A 15,172-nucleotide genomic window follows, 5' to 3' on the forward strand; every position below is an offset into this window, starting at 1 on the left:
AATAAATCATTTTTAAATCCACAGCAAGAACAGAGTTTTGTACTCGGATAAAACCTGTCAACTTCTACAAGTTTTCCTCCCTCTCTTTTTAGCTTGTAGTCCAAGAAATTAAGCAACATACCAAAACCAGCGTCATGTATTGATTTGGCTAATTTAGTCCTTGCTAACCCTTTAGTATTCAGATTCTCGGCTACAACGATTTGGTTTTCATCGCCTAACTTTCTGGAGAGTTTATGAAGAAAATCTTGTCTAGTATTTGCTATCTTTTCGTGAACCTTGGCCACCTCCTTAATGGCTTTTTGGCGATTATTAGACCCCTTGGCTTTACGAGACAATGCTTGTTGTCTCCGCTTTAAACGTTTAGCATATTTTCTGGTAGGTTTGATTGGGTCAATCTTGTAGGTTGTTTCACCATCAAAAACCGTAACTAAAGAAGATAAACCTAGGTCTATCCCTGATATTTTTAGTTTTTCAATGGTTGTTGAGTCATCCATCTCAAACAAGATGGCAGCAAAATATTTATCTGTACTGGTTTTAGAAACAGTTACGGATTTAATCTTACCATTTATTACTTGAGAAATCTTAGCTTTTACAACCCCTAATTTAGGTAACTTAATTCCCTTATTTCTAATTGAACAACTTTCAGGATAACGGATTGATTGTTTTTTGTGCTTACTTTTAAATTTAGGGAATTTTGTTCTTTTTGAGAAGAAGTTCTTAAAAGCAGATTCTAAGTTTTTCAATGATTGCTGCAAGGTAGCGGCAGTAGCCTCAGCTAACCATTCAAAATCCAGCTGTTTCTTGAGTTTGGTAAGGTCTTTTGCCATGTCACAGTAGGTCATTCCTTTACCAGTCTCTAGGTACTGATTGTTAGTTTTATTTAAGTAGTAATTCCAAACAAAACGGACGCAACCAAAGTTTTTAGCTAAGGCTAGTTCCTGTTTTTTGTTTGGGTATATTCTCACTTTTAAAACATTTAACATCAGCCTGACCCCATCTGTGCTATCTTTTCAGTATAACACTTACCGCTTAAATATGTCAAGCTCATACATACCTTAAGAATCAAGCCTTTCCTTATTAGGAAACGCTGTCGCGTTAGTTTAGATTCTGGGGGCAATTCATCTCCCGTTAATTTCTGGTATATTTTTAATTAAGGAGAAATTTAACGGGAGTCCTCTTGCTCCATTTAGATAGAGTAAGCTGGAAATAGCGTCGGTTAACTCCTGATGAATTGGCTCAAACAAGGAAAATGGATCGCGGGAGGTTTCGGGCTAACTGTCTTATTGATGGGAACTATTAGCCTAGTTTCCTATCGCAATACCCTCGCCCTGCGTCAGCGCGCTGCCGAGGTGGAAGTTACCTACGAGATCATCGATAATCTCAGTAATCTTTACGCTAACATGGCGGTGGCCGAATCGGGAAGACGGGATTATGTCAAAACTGGCAGCCCTAGGGAATTAAGCCGTCATCGTCGGGCGATCGCTTTGATGCAATCTAACTGGCAACTCCTGGCTAAACAATTAGAAAACGGCACGGATTTCGAGCGGGAAATGGTGACTGAGATCGGGGATTTAATGTATCGGCGAATTACTTTATTTAATCAATCGATCGCCACCTATAAATCCGATCGATCCGATGATATTTCTCAAGATGCAATCACGGTTAAAAGTGTCGAAGTCCGGGATAAGTTTCAAAATCTTCTTACCTATTTACAAGCTAGTCAGAAAAGGAATTTAAGAAGTAGCATCGCTAGTTCTAGGGATAGTATCAGCGAAAATTCTCTTTTGGGTTTACTGGGAACTTTTATCAGTTTTGGGATTATTTGCGGAGTTTATTTTTTGATTTTTTGGCAAGAGAAACGGCGACAAAAAAGTGATGAAATTCACCGGTTATTACTACAGGAAAAAGAACTTTCCGATCTAAAAATTCAGCTTTTTTCTATGATATCCCATGAGTTCCGAACTCCTTTAACCGTAATTCTTTCCGCCTCGCAGTTATTAGAAAATGGCTTAAAAGATGCAGAACAGTCGAGCAGAAAAAACCTATATAGAATCCAGTCTTCTGTAAAGCTAATGAATCAATTCTTAACAGATATTTTGATTTTAACAAGGGCAGAATCTGGTAATCTCAGTTGTCGGCTAGAGCCGCTCGATATTGAAGCTTTTTGTTTAAATTTAGTCGAGGATTTTCAATTTATCAATAAAAATAATACCCCGATTAAATTTGTCAGTCAGGGATTGATGATCCGTCCTTATCTAGATGAGAAACTGCTCTACTCGATTTTAAGTAATTTACTCTTAAATGCGATTAAATATTCCCCCACAGGAGCAGGGATTAGTTTGATTTTGTGGAAAGATAGCGATCGCATTGTTTTTCAAGTCCGGGATCACGGTATCGGCATTGCCGAGGAAGATAGAGGTAAGATCTATGAACCCTTTTATCGGGGTCAGAATGTGGAAAATATTATCGGCACGGGATTGGGGTTAGCAGTGGTTAAAAAATGCGTCGAACTCCACCGCGGCGAAATCGCCCTAGATAGCCAAGTGGATAAGGGAACAAGCTTTACCGTCAAACTGCCCATTTCACCCTAGTTCCAGCTTGAGCGGTCTAAAGATTACAAAATGTAACTTTCTTTCTTTCGAAACGGGACGAAAGCAACGAAGAATTTTTAAGTAAGTAGTTATAATTAAATTGAAGATAGATTTTGCCTCTGATCCCCCCTGCCCCCCTTGATAAGGGGGGTGCCGATAGGCGGGGGGATCCCCCCTGCCCCCCTTGATAAGGGGGATTGATCGATCGCAAAGTCCAATCTCGATCGACCCTGAAACCGTCACCAGTGCCTGATCGCGGCCGGAATTAGTCCAAAATCAACTCACTTCGGGTTGATGGCATCTAAGTTTTGGGCAAAAATAGGGCTTTTGCCGCCAAAAAAGCCTATATTTTGGCTCTTTGCCCCCTGTTTGACCCCTGATTTTTGCAGCCAGTTGACTCTCCTGGGGAACTGGTCACAGTTTCCTGATAGGATAAGGTGACTTGGGATTAACTTATGGTGTTGAAAATATGTCTCTAAAACCTTACATTTCTCGCTTATTAGCTTTGGTTCTCGTCCTGGTCATCGGATTGATGGGTTGTTCTAGTAGTTCGCAGTTAACCGGCAATTATGGACAGGATACCCTGACGGTGATTGAAACTTTAACCACAGCCCTTGATTTAGTCAAAGATGACCCGAATAAAGCGGCAGTTGAGTCGCAAGCAAAGGAACAAATCAACGATTACATCTCCCTCTACCGACGAGATAAAAAATCCGGGGGTTTGCGTTCTTTCACTACTATGCAAACAGCCTTAAACTCTCTAGCTGGTTATTATACCGCCTACGGTTCCCGTCCCATCCCCGACAAACTCAAACAACGTTTAAAACAAGAATTTAAACAGGTGCAATTCTCTCTCCAGAAAGGAATTTAGATACAGATTAGGGGTTGGGTGTTAGGGTTTTGGGGGGTTAAGGTTTTGGGGTATTAGTTGAAATCCCCCCATCTCCCCACACCCCACACCCCACACCCCACACCCCACACCCCACTCCTGTAAAAATCAGACCAAATCCGGTTAGACTAGAAATACAAAGCGTATTATAAAAAACTACAAAATTGATTCAAGACGAAACCCTAGAATTATTGGAATGGCCGCGGCTATGTCAACACCTAGCTACTTTTGCAGCGACTAAACTCGGTGCGATCGCGATTCGTCAATTGCCCTTACCGGAAAGCAAAGAGGAAAGTTTAAACCTACTCTGCCAAACCAAAGAAGTTTATAGTTTAGAACAAAAATTAGATAGTCGTCTTTCCTTTGATGGGATTAGCGACATCGGCGATGCCCTAGAAAGAGCGCATCTGGGGGGGTTATTATCGGGACAGGAACTTTTAAATATTGCCACGACTTTGGCCGGAGTGCGACGTTTACGGCGTTTAATTGACGAACAAGAAGATATACCGGTTTTAAAAGAGTTAGTAGCGGAAATTCGCACCTATCCAGAGATAGAACAGGAAATACACCGTTGTATCGATGAAGATGGCCGGATATCCGATCGCGCTAGTCCCCAATTACGGGAAATTCGGGGACAAATGAAGGTGATTAAAGAGCGAATTTACCGCAAATTACAGGATATCATGCAAAAACAGGGTGGTGCCATCCAAGAAGCGGTCATTACCCAAAGAAGCGACCGCTGGGTGATTCCCGTCAAAGCAGCACAAAAAGAGCAAATACCGGGGATAATTCACGATACTTCCAGCACAGGGGCGACTTTTTACATTGAACCTCACTCTATCGTTGACCAAGGCAATCAACTGCGGCAATATCGTCGTCAGGAACAAATCGAAGAAGAAAAAATCCTGCGGCAGTTAAGTAATACAATCGCCGAAGCCTTTGACGACTTAGAATATTTACTAGCGATCGCTACTAGGCTCGATCTGGCCACCGCCAGGGCCCGTTACAGTTTATGGTTAGAGGGTAATCCCCCCCACTTTATCGATGGTTCGGAAACGATTACTTTACGGAATTTGCGTCATCCTTTGCTCTGGTGGCAAAAACACCACGAACAGGGGGGGGAGGTCGTACCAATAAATGTGCAGATTAGCCCAGAAATTCGCGTTGTTGCCATCACCGGACCAAATACCGGCGGAAAAACCGTTACTTTAAAAACCCTCGGATTAGCGGCTTTAATGGCGAAAGCGGGCCTGTTTATTCCAGCGCGGGAACCGGTAGAGATACCCTGGTTCGATCACGTTTTAGCCGATATCGGGGATGAACAGTCTTTGCAACAGAGTTTATCGACTTTTTCGGGTCACATTCGCCGGATTGTTCGCATTTTAGCGGCTTTAAATTCTCGTTCCTTGGTTTTACTCGATGAGGTGGGAGCAGGTACGGATCCGGCCGAGGGAAGTCCTTTAGCGATCGCTATTTTACAATACCTCGCCGATCATAGTTTACTGACGGTGGCTACCACTCACTACGGGGAATTAAAAGCGTTAAAGTATCGAGATTCTCGCTTTGAAAATGCCTCGGTAGAGTTTGATGATCGCACTCTTTCCCCCACTTATCGACTATTATGGGGCATTCCGGGGCGTTCTAATGCTTTAACTATTGCCCAGCGTTTGGGATTGAATCCCGCAATTGTGGCCGAAGCGAGAAATCATCTGGGGGGGTTATCGGAGGAGATAAATCAAGTAATTGCTGGTTTGGAAGCGCAAAGACGGGAACAGGAGTCAAAAGCTCAAGAAGCTAGTCAATTGCTCCAACAAACGGAGAAATTTTATACAGAAGTTTCCACGCGGGCCAATTCTCTACAGGAGAGAGAGCGAGAATTAAAGCGTTATCAGGAGCAGGAGATACAAAAGGCTTTACTATCGGCAAAAGCAGAGATTAATGACGTTATTCGCCGATTGCAAGCGGGAACAAAAACCGGTAGAGATGCCCAAAAAGCCACAGAGGAATTAACTGCGATCGCAGAAAGGTTATTACCGAAAACGGAAAAAACTAAGGTTAATTATCGTCCGCAAGTGGGGGAAAGGGTACGCTTGCCCAATTTGGGACAAACTGCCGAAGTTTTAGCAATTTCACCAGAATCAGAGGAGATTTCCCTGCGTTTCGGTATGATGAAGATGACCCTACCCTTAGACCAGATTGAGTCTTTGGATGGTCAAAAAGTGGAAACTGCGCCAAAACCTGCCAAAAATTTGCCCCAAACTCCCACAAAACCCCAGGAGACTCCTTTAATTCGTACTTCTAATAATACCGTCGATATTCGCGGTTCCAGGGTGGCAGAGTCAGAAACGGATATCGAACAGGCGATCACCCGCGCCACCCCATCGGGCATATTATGGATTATTCACGGTAAAGGTACGGGGAAATTGCGTCAGGGTGTTCACGATTTTTTATCCCGTCATCCCCAGATAAAACGCTTTCAATTAGCACCCCAAAATGAGGGCGGTTCGGGGGTAACTATCGCTTATTTAACTTAGGGTTTGCGGCAAAAAGTTTTTTGTCGGGTTAGAAGCCAGGAGTCAGTTATCAGTTATCAGTTATCAGTTATCAGTTATCAGTTATCAGATGTGAGTTATCAGTTCACTGTTTACTGATCACTGAAAATACTCCCCAACTCCCACTCTACAATAACTACTGGCAGCCAGAAATACGTTGGGTTTGTATCATACTTTGTGCTTTTTGTCAAAAAAACTTTTTTTTTGCAATAAAACTACACAAAAAAAAGATCATCATTATGGGTGAAATTGACTGATTTACCTGTCTTAATTAGGATCACCTTGTAGGTGTGGCAAGGGTTTGAGCCATTGCTGCCCAAAAAAGCACATAATAACCCACTATGAAATTCTATCAAATCGCTGTAACCATTGTAACATCGTTGTTAAATAAAAATCTTTCTCAATTAATTCTTAAGAATTTATAAATATTGCGAAATGTTAATTTAAATATTCTCAAGTTTTTGGAGTCAGTAAATAATTTTTGCTTATCTTTGACCAACATTGGGTGAGAAGTCAGGAGTCAGGAGTCAGGAGTCAGGAGTCAGGAGTCAGGAGTCAGGAGACTTTTTTTATTTATTCTCCCCACTTCCCCACTTCCCCACACCCCACACCCTACACCCTACACCCCACACCCCACTGTCCAAGAAGATTATTTTCTGGAGAATAAAACGTAAAAACAGGGAATAATAAACAGAGTTAACAGAGTTGCTAAAGACAAACCCGAAAAAACGACAATTCCTAAAGGTTGCAGGAATTGTCCCCCCTCTCCTAATCCTAAAGCGAGGGGAAATAAACCTAAAACCGTGGTCACGGTAGTCATTAAAATCGGTCGTAAACGTTGGGGAGCGGCCTTTAAAATAGCTTGTAGTCGAGTAAAACCGAATTCTTGCCGCAATTGATTCGCCAATTCCACCATAATAATCCCGTTATTAACCACAATCCCCACCAATAACACCACCCCGACGATGACAATGGCATTAATCGGGGTTTTGGTCAAATATAGTCCGAAAATCCCCCCCGCTAGGGCTAAAGGAACGGTTAACATAATCACCAAAGGGTCTATGAGTGAGTTATACTGCACGGCCATGACTACAAAGACTAAAAATACCGATAAACCCGCTAATAAACCCAAAGAACCCTGAATTTCTTGATTAGAAGTGGCGGCAGCACTGGGTAAAATGCTGATACCATCGGGTAAGGGAGTGGAATTTAAAAGCGATTGTACTCCCGCGAGTGCGTCACTTAATTTCGCCCCTTCGACTAAACTGCCGATAATAATAAAAACTTGACGCTGATTGATTCTCTGGATGACTCCGGGGGTTTTTCCCGCTTCAATCCGGGCTATATCTGCTAATTTTAAGTCTTCTTGTCTATTGACAAAAATAGGTATTTGTGATATGCCACTAATTTTTTGCCGCGAGTTGGGGTCCAATTGCACTCGGATATCGATTAATCTTTCTCCCCGTTGCAGTTGGGTGGGGATCGATCCTTGAATAGCGGTCCGTAGCGTTTGTCCCACTTCCAGGGTACTCAATCCCAAACTATTTAAGCGTGTCCAATCGGGTTTAATCTGAATTTCTGGTTGTCTGGGGTCAGCATCGGCACGAAAACGCGCACTAGGGATTTTTTCATCGAGAATACTGAGGATTTCTTCACCAGCTTGCTCTAAAGTTTTCCCATCGCGTCCCTGTAACATCACATCCACATCAGCACCAACGGAGGGAGAGTTATTCAGAATAATACCGCGCACTTGACCGGGGGTGAGACGCAAACGCACGTTAACGAGGTTTAATTGCTCTAGTGCTTTGCTCATCCGTTCGATATATGCTTCTGTATTAGTGCCTTTTTTGAGATTAATCGTACTAGAAGCGCGCAAAATATTTTCATTGGTAGTTGTGCCAAAAAGAGAACCGCCACTGGTAGTAAAAACATACTCAGTTTCCGGTTGTGATAATAAAATCTTTTCTACTTCCCGCATCACCTGACGGTTAGTATTTAAATTGGTACCCGGGGGAAATTGAGCAAAAACGTTCACCTGTCCGGTTTGAATACGACTAAAGACTTCCTGGGGGATATATTGCCAGAGATAAAAACTACTTCCCCCTAAAATTAAAAAGGCCAGCAGGATAACAGGTATTCTGTAGTGGATGATTTTAGCTAAAAAACGACCGTAGAGGATGGTTAAACCTTCTAGACGTTGACTAAAGACTTTTAAGAGCCAAAACCGATGGATACCACTAGAAACCCGCATATTTAACAAACGACTGGCCAACATGGGAACAACGGTTAACGCACACAACAGAGAAGCGGCCACAGCAAAACTGATAGTGAGGATAATCTCGTTAAACAGCAGGGAAATAAAACCACCCAGTAGTAAAAATGGCAGGATAGAGACGAGATTAGTCGCAGTGGAGGCCAATAAAGCAGATTCTACCTCTTGGCTGCTATTCCGGGCAATTTCTAAAAAATCTCGCTTATTTTGGTTTTGATTAACTTTGAGGGCAATATTTTCGAGCATGACAATGGAATTATCCACCACGATGCCCACCCCTAGGGCCAATCCTCCCAAACTAAACACATTTATCGATAACCCGAATAACTTCATACAGATAATTGCGACGAGGGTAGAAAGAGGAATCGCTAGGGTAATGATAAAAGTCTGTCGCAGGGAACCGAGAAAGACGAATACAGTCAGTCCTGCTAGAATTGTCCCCGCTAGTCCCGACGAAACCACGTTATTAACCGCGTTTTGGATAAATACAGACTCATCAGTAGTGGGGACGACTTGTATTCCCCCGGTCATTAACCCGGATTTTTTTAATTCTGTAATGCGTTTTTTGACCCCTTCTACCACAGCAATCGTGTTCGCATTCGGTTGTTTTTGGACGCTAACCCTCACGGCATTTTTTCCATTTAGGGTGACAAAAATTCTTTGTTCTTCTGTCCCATCGATAACTCTGGCCACATCCCGCAGATAGATTTTTTCTTCGGGATTATTACTATCGGTCAGTGCTAAATCTTGGATATCCCCTACGTTTTTAAATTTCCCCACCGCGCGGGTTAAAGGTTCCCCGGTTTCTCCCTCTAGTCGGCCCCCAGAGATGTCCTGATTGCGTCTTTTTAGGGTGTCTAAAACCTGATTTAATCCCACTCCTAAAAATTGTAATCGCTGCAGGTCAATATTAACTTGAATTTCTTCTCTAACTCCCCCAATCACGTCCACCACTGCCACTCCTTCCACAAATCCTAATTCTCTCCCTAATTCTTCATCGGCAAATAATCTTAAATCTTTTAGGGGTAGGGTATCAGAAACGACAGCGAATTCATAGACGGGTAAACGAGAGGGTTCAAATTTATTTAAGCGCGGTTCCTCAATAATATCGGGTAAATTTTGTCGGACACGATTAAAACTTTCGGTAGCTTCATTTAAAGCGACATTTAAATCTCCCCCCGGTTGAAAAAATAAATCTACTCGCATCCTCCCCTCGCGAGTTTCTGAATAAACTTGCACTACTCCCTCGGTGGCACTCATTCCTTCTTCTAGGGGTTTAGTTACTTCTTCGAGAATAACTTCCGGGGAAACTCCCGGGACATTCATCCTTAAACTAATGCGAGGATAAGTGATAGAAGGAAGCAAGTCCACTTCTAAACGATTTAGAAAAAAAAGACCGATGATGATAACTGCTATAGTTAACATCAATACTCCTATGTGACGACGAATTGACAGACCGCTTAGGGAGATGTTTTCTAACATGATTACCTATGGGGGAGAGTAAGGAGTGAGGAGTTAGGGGTTGGGGTTTTGGGGTTTTGGGGTTTTAGGGTTTTGGGGTTTTAGTTGAAATTTCCCCATTTCCCCATTTCCCCATTTCCCCATTTCCCCATTTCCCTGATAACTGATTAATTGTGCATAACTCGACCGAAACTCCATAATTTTTGATAATAATGACGACTGACGCTATCCCTATCATCAGTAAGTAGATTTATAGCGATACCATTGTTACCTGTTTCTTTTCCTGAACTGTGGATATATTGATTATTCCCTAGATATAACGCCACATGATTAACTCTTTTATCACCAAAAAAAATTAAATCTCCTGGGAGTAATTCCTCTCGGTTTATTTTTTGACAAAAAGCCTCCTGTTGATAGGAATCCCTCGGCAGCCAAATGCCAAAAGTGGCAAAAGCAGCCTGGATTAATCCTGAACAATCGTAATTAGGTGCAAGGGTTCCACCCCAGAGATAATGATTGGTACGGTTCCTTGCTTCCTGAGTAAAAGTGATAATCTCAGGAATATGTTTTTCTATGTCGGAACGAGTTAGAGGAATTTTTTGATAAGCTGTGGTGGCCACCGCAATTGCATCTAAATCTTCTCCGCATAACCAAGCTAAATAATTATCTTCCCTTAGCTGAATTTGTAGCCCTTTTTCGGTAATTTCTAGGGAAATAAATTTTAATTGTCTTCCCTGTTGTGCTTGGGTAGCTAACTCTTGACAACTGGGAGAATTGTAGAGATTTAAGTCTCTTATACAGAGATATTCTTGGGTCGATGATGGGGGAATAGAGATGATTTTCATAAAAAATAGATCAGAATTATATTGACAGAAACAAATGCCCAACTAGCCAAAAGCTAAGGGATAAAAACAAGGAGAATAACCTTAGTTCTGTCATCTTCAAGTTTCCACCTCTCTTAATTCTTGGCCACAGAGATAATTTATAACCGAACTGAATCCCTGAAAAATTATTAAACCTCTTGCCTAATTAACTTTTCACGGTTCAAGAACGGACAAAATAAGGATTAAATGGCATAAAATCGGTAAATAGAGTATTTAATTGACTATTAAGTAGGTAGGTGTTAAAAATTGTCAGATACCCCCTTATCAAGGGGGGATTAAGGGGGGATCGAAGGCAAAATCTATCTTCTATCTTAACTCTCCTGACTACTGGCTACTGGCTACTGATCCCTAACCCTAACAACAATTTTTAATTTTTACAACAGGTCTAGGATAGCCAGTTCCTTAACAATATGTTACAATAGCTGGCGAGGGGGGAGTGACCAATATCTGGAACTTTTGCGCTAGAGATAGATTCTATGGATCAGCAGTCACCTCCTAAAGTAAGCTTTTAATCAGATGTTGAGGTTAGTCCATGGCCAATGTTTCGGGGCGGTTTGAAAAGCAGGAATACAGCCAAAACTCAGAAAATACCGTCACGGTGGTCAGTTCGGTCATGTCCGGTTTAAAAAAAGCATCTCCCCTGCAAAAGGGCTTATTTTGGGGAATAACCCTCAGTTTTACCGCCCTAGTGTCCGCCACTGTTGGGGCTGCCGTCGCTTTAATTAGTCCCTTACCGGCGCCAATTGGGGCCATCTTCCAAAAAACGACTTTTCCCACCCAAACAGACATCCTTGAGGCTCAAGCTTGGAATAGCTTAATTAACCAGCAGCTTTCTCGTCCTGTTAATATTTTAGTTATGGGGATCGATCGAGTTTTAGATGCCAAAAACGGCGACGATGTATTTAAAGGTCGCAGCGATACCATGCTCCTAGTGCGCTTCGATCCTAGCGATAAAACCGTGAGAATGTTGTCTATCCCTCGCGATAGCCGCGTCAGAATTCCTGGCCACGGTTTCACTAAAATCAACGATGCTAACGTTCACGGTGGACCGACTCTAGCGGCGGAAGTGGTCAGTAATACTTTAGGGGATGTCACCGTAGATCGCTATGTCCGGGTGACTACCGATGCCTTTAAGGAATTAGTCGATTTAGTCGGGGGTGTAGAGGTTTATGTACCCGAACGAATGTATCATAAAGATGTCACCCAAAAATTAGAAATTGATTTACAAGAGGGTTGGCAAAATCTCAACGGCGACCAAGCCGAACAATTTGCCCGTTTTCGTAACCAGCAATACGGCGATATCGGTCGCGTACAAAGACAACAAATTTTATTAAAAGCACTACAACAAAAGATTTTTAGTCCGACAATTCTCCCCAGTCTCCCGAAAGCAGTACAGGTTTTACAACAATATATCGATACGAATTTAAGCGTCGAGGAAATGCTGGCTATCGCTAATTTTGGCCGGGAAATTAAACAGGATGACTTGAGAATGATCCTACTCCCTGGCCGGTTTAATAGCCTCGAGGAATACGATGGTCGCAGTTATTGGATTTTGAACCGTCGCGAAATTAAGACCATTGTGGCTAATAATTTTACCGATAACTATTCCCAGGGAGAAACCTCCGTTTATAGTCTGCGGATTGCCATTCAAAATGCCACCTATACCAAAGGTTTAGCCCGTCGTACTCGTAATTATCTGGCCAAACGGGGCTATACAAATGTTTATATTAGCGATGACTCCTCCCAAAAGCTAGAAACCACGGCAATTATTGCCCAAAAAGGTGATGTTCAGTCCGCTAACCTCTTGAAAAATCAATTGGGAATCGGTAAAGTAGAATCATCCTCCACTGGTGCTTTAGACTCAGACCTAACTATTCGGGTGGGTGATGATGTAGCCCAGTTTCTCGACGCTCAACAGTAACAATGTTGAAAAATTTTTTCAGTCTGGTTTTAATTATTTTGCTGGCGATTCTTTGGCTACTTTTTTCGGCCCGTCCGGTGGCTTTGGCCCAAGATAAAACGATTAACTATAGTTTTGCCCAGCTGCAAGATCGGGATTTTTCCCATCAGGATTTGCGCGGAGGAGTTTTCGCAGCTGCTGCTATGCGGGGAGCTAACCTAGAAGGGGCCGATTTATCCTATAGTATTCTCACCGAGGCTGTCCTCTTAAAAGCTAACTTAAAAGGGGCCGATTTAACCGCCTCTTTGGCAGATAGAGTTACCCTCGATTTTGCCGATTTAACTAATACTATTTTTACCGATGCGATCGCTACTCGCAGCCGTTTTTATGACACAATTATTACCGGGGCCGATTTCACTAACGCGGTCATTGATAACTATCAGGTCAAGTTAATGTGTGAACGGGCCGATGGGATTAATCCGGTCACGGGAGTGGCCACCAGAGATAGTTTAGGCTGTGATTAGCAATTCCGGGCAGATTCTAGCTGACGGCTCAAAAATAGCCTACCCCCTACACCCCGGCTATCTCGATCGAGACAGCCGGGGTGTAGAATGAAAATACTGAGCGAGGCTAAAGAAAGGAGAGGGACTCTTGATAATCGTCATCGATAACTATGATAGTTTTACCTACAATTTAGTCCAGTATTTGGGAGAATTAGCCTCCGAGTTCCCGATCGCCGTGCCGATCGAGGTCTATCGTAATGATAAAATCGATCTGGCCACGATCGAACAAATGCGGCCGGATGGAATTGTCATTTCCCCCGGTCCAGGTCGTCCGGTCGATGCGGGCATATCTCTGGAATTAATCGCCAAATTTGGCCCCTATTTGCCAATTTTGGGGGTCTGTCTCGGTCATCAAAGTATCGGTCAAGTGTTCGGAGGGGATGTGGTCCGGGCCCCGGTCTTGATGCACGGCAAAACTTCGCCAATCTATCACAACAACGAAGGGGTATTTCAAGGCTTAGAAAATCCTTTTACTGCCACCCGTTACCATAGTTTAGTGATCGAGCGCTCCACCATGCCAGATAATTTAGAGATCACGGCCTGGGTAGAAGATGGTACGGTCATGGGAGTCCGTCATCGGGATTACCCCCACATTCAAGGAGTACAATTTCATCCCGAAAGTATTTTAACCACTGCTGGCAAGGAACTTTTAAGAAACTTTCTGCGATCCCTCTAGTGTTTGCTAATCCCCAACCCCTGAAATTAACCTTCAATTGATTAATTCTGCATCTACATTTATGAAAAGGCGAGATTTTATCTTATCGGCGGGGGCAAGTTTCTTAACCGTGGCAGTAAGCTCAGTTTTAGCGGAAACTAAACCGAAACCCACTAACCCCACTTCCCCCCAAAAACCCGATAATTCCCTCCTAGTTCAATGGTTGGGTCATAGTTGCTTTTTATTCACCGGAGGAGGGCAAAGAGTCCTAGTTAATCCTTTCCGGGCGATCGGTTGTACGGCGGGTTTTCCTTTGCCAAAAGTAGAAGCAGATATCGTTTTAATTAGTAGTCAACTCTGGGATGAAGGGGCGGCCGAGGGTTTACCCGGTAATCCGAAAATTTTGTTTGAGCCGGGGGCCTATGATCTGGGTAAATTAAAATTCCAGGGCATTAGTATTGCCCACGATCGCATGGGGGGGCAACGTTTCGGTATGAATGTGGCCTGGCGTTGGACCCAAGCGGGGATTAGTATTGTCCATTTAGGGGGGGCAGCGGCCCCAATCGAATTAGAACAAAGAATTCTCCTAGGTTCGCCGGATTTAGCTTTTATTCCCGTGGGAGGTGGTCCAAAAAATTATAATCCCCAAGAAGCAAAACAGGCGATCGAAGTTTTACAACCGCGAATTGCTATACCAACTCAATACTTTACCAGTGCCGCCGATAAAAATGCCTGTGAATTGGTGTCTGTAGATGAGTTTCTCAAGTTAGTCAAGGATAAAAATATCCGTTTGATCGAGGACAATAAATTGCGGATTCGTGCCGCCGATTTACCCCAAAAAGGGACGCTCATTCGCGTGTTTGACTACCGCAAACTGTTACAGAAATCCTAATTTTTAGGAGCCAATGACCTAGGCCTATTGATTAGCTAATTTTTTCTCGTGGTAACGCACCATCAATTTCCTGATATTCGCCGGGTTACGTTATTGCGGTGGTGATTCGATAGTAGTGATGGCGGCTTAATCCTTTGCTTTGCTGTGCATTGTAGTCATGGATAAAATACCAAAGGGCTCCCCAACGTGATTCTCCATTTTTTTAGAGAAAGATATAAGCTGCCCGCGCATTTAAATTGCTTGTTGAGACGAGGCAAGAGGCAAGAGGCAACAGTAAAGGGATTGGGGGAGATTCGGCTAATCTTAAGAATAAGTGCTTTAAATGCGTCTTAGCTTATATAGTCATTTCAAATAAGTGTGAGACGAGGGAAAAATAAGGTAAAATCAAGAGAAACGGTTCTTCGTTACTTGGTATGGTTCGATAGGGGGTCATAAATCGACTAAATCCTTATCTGGTAAGAGACTTAATTGATTAGTTCGCTCTAGATCAAAAATAATTGACAAAAATCGCTA

10 protein-coding genes are annotated in these 15,172 nt (G+C 42.9%); 7 read left to right on the forward strand and 3 right to left on the reverse strand.

What is annotated here, in order from left to right; all coding sequences use genetic code 11:
- Window positions 1–983 (reverse strand): RNA-guided endonuclease InsQ/TnpB family protein (locus EWV68_RS00790; RefSeq protein WP_287168495.1); only part of this gene is annotated, 983 nt, incomplete at its 3' end.
- Window positions 984–1,226: 243 nt separating this feature from the next.
- Here EWV68_RS00790 and EWV68_RS00795 point away from each other — a divergent pair.
- From EWV68_RS00795 to EWV68_RS00805, 3 genes are all read left to right on the forward strand, one after another.
- Complete coding sequence (locus tag EWV68_RS00795; RefSeq protein ID WP_061430308.1) at window positions 1,227–2,591, forward strand: sensor histidine kinase; 1,365 nt, start codon at window positions 1,227–1,229, stop codon at window positions 2,589–2,591.
- A 469-nt stretch (window positions 2,592–3,060) separates the two neighbouring features.
- A complete protein-coding gene (gene psb27 / locus EWV68_RS00800; RefSeq protein WP_061430310.1) occupies window positions 3,061–3,462 on the forward strand; it encodes a photosystem II protein Psb27 in 402 nt (133 codons plus the stop codon).
- A 182-nt stretch (window positions 3,463–3,644) separates the two neighbouring features.
- Window positions 3,645–6,014 carry an endonuclease MutS2 gene (locus tag EWV68_RS00805; protein ID WP_287168496.1) on the forward strand — a complete coding sequence of 790 codons (2,370 nt, stop codon included), beginning with the start codon at window positions 3,645–3,647 and terminating at the stop codon, window positions 6,012–6,014.
- A 667-nt stretch (window positions 6,015–6,681) separates the two neighbouring features.
- On the opposite strand, the gene EWV68_RS00810 is transcribed toward EWV68_RS00805, so the two are convergent.
- Window positions 6,682–9,786 (reverse strand): efflux RND transporter permease subunit, encoded by a 3,105-nt coding sequence (locus EWV68_RS00810; protein WP_287168497.1) that lies wholly within the window; start codon window positions 9,784–9,786, stop codon window positions 6,682–6,684.
- Between the two features lie 146 nt (window positions 9,787–9,932).
- Window positions 9,933–10,610: a C40 family peptidase gene (locus EWV68_RS00815; protein ID WP_002796767.1), complete on the reverse strand. Its 678-nt coding sequence runs from the start codon at window positions 10,608–10,610 to the stop codon at window positions 9,933–9,935.
- A 571-nt stretch (window positions 10,611–11,181) separates the two neighbouring features.
- Between EWV68_RS00815 and EWV68_RS00820 the strand changes: the two genes are divergently transcribed.
- From EWV68_RS00820 to EWV68_RS00835, 4 genes are all read left to right on the forward strand, one after another.
- On the forward strand, window positions 11,182–12,570 hold the full coding sequence (locus EWV68_RS00820) for an LCP family protein (protein ID WP_061430313.1): 1,389 nt from the start codon (window positions 11,182–11,184) through the stop codon (window positions 12,568–12,570).
- Window positions 12,571–12,572: 2 nt separating this feature from the next.
- On the forward strand, window positions 12,573–13,073 hold the full coding sequence (locus EWV68_RS00825; RefSeq protein ID WP_061430314.1) for a pentapeptide repeat-containing protein: 501 nt from the start codon (window positions 12,573–12,575) through the stop codon (window positions 13,071–13,073).
- Between the two features lie 127 nt (window positions 13,074–13,200).
- A complete protein-coding gene (locus EWV68_RS00830) occupies window positions 13,201–13,788 on the forward strand; it encodes an anthranilate synthase component II (protein WP_159297608.1) in 588 nt (195 codons plus the stop codon).
- A gap of 61 nt (window positions 13,789–13,849) precedes the next feature.
- Window positions 13,850–14,659: an MBL fold metallo-hydrolase gene (locus EWV68_RS00835; protein WP_061430315.1), complete on the forward strand. Its 810-nt coding sequence runs from the start codon at window positions 13,850–13,852 to the stop codon at window positions 14,657–14,659.
- Window positions 14,660–15,172 lie beyond the last annotated feature (513 nt).

This window comes from Microcystis sp. M_QC_C_20170808_M9Col (assembly GCF_007095495.1).
Lineage (GTDB): Bacteria > Cyanobacteriota > Cyanobacteriia > Cyanobacteriales > Microcystaceae > Microcystis > Microcystis aeruginosa.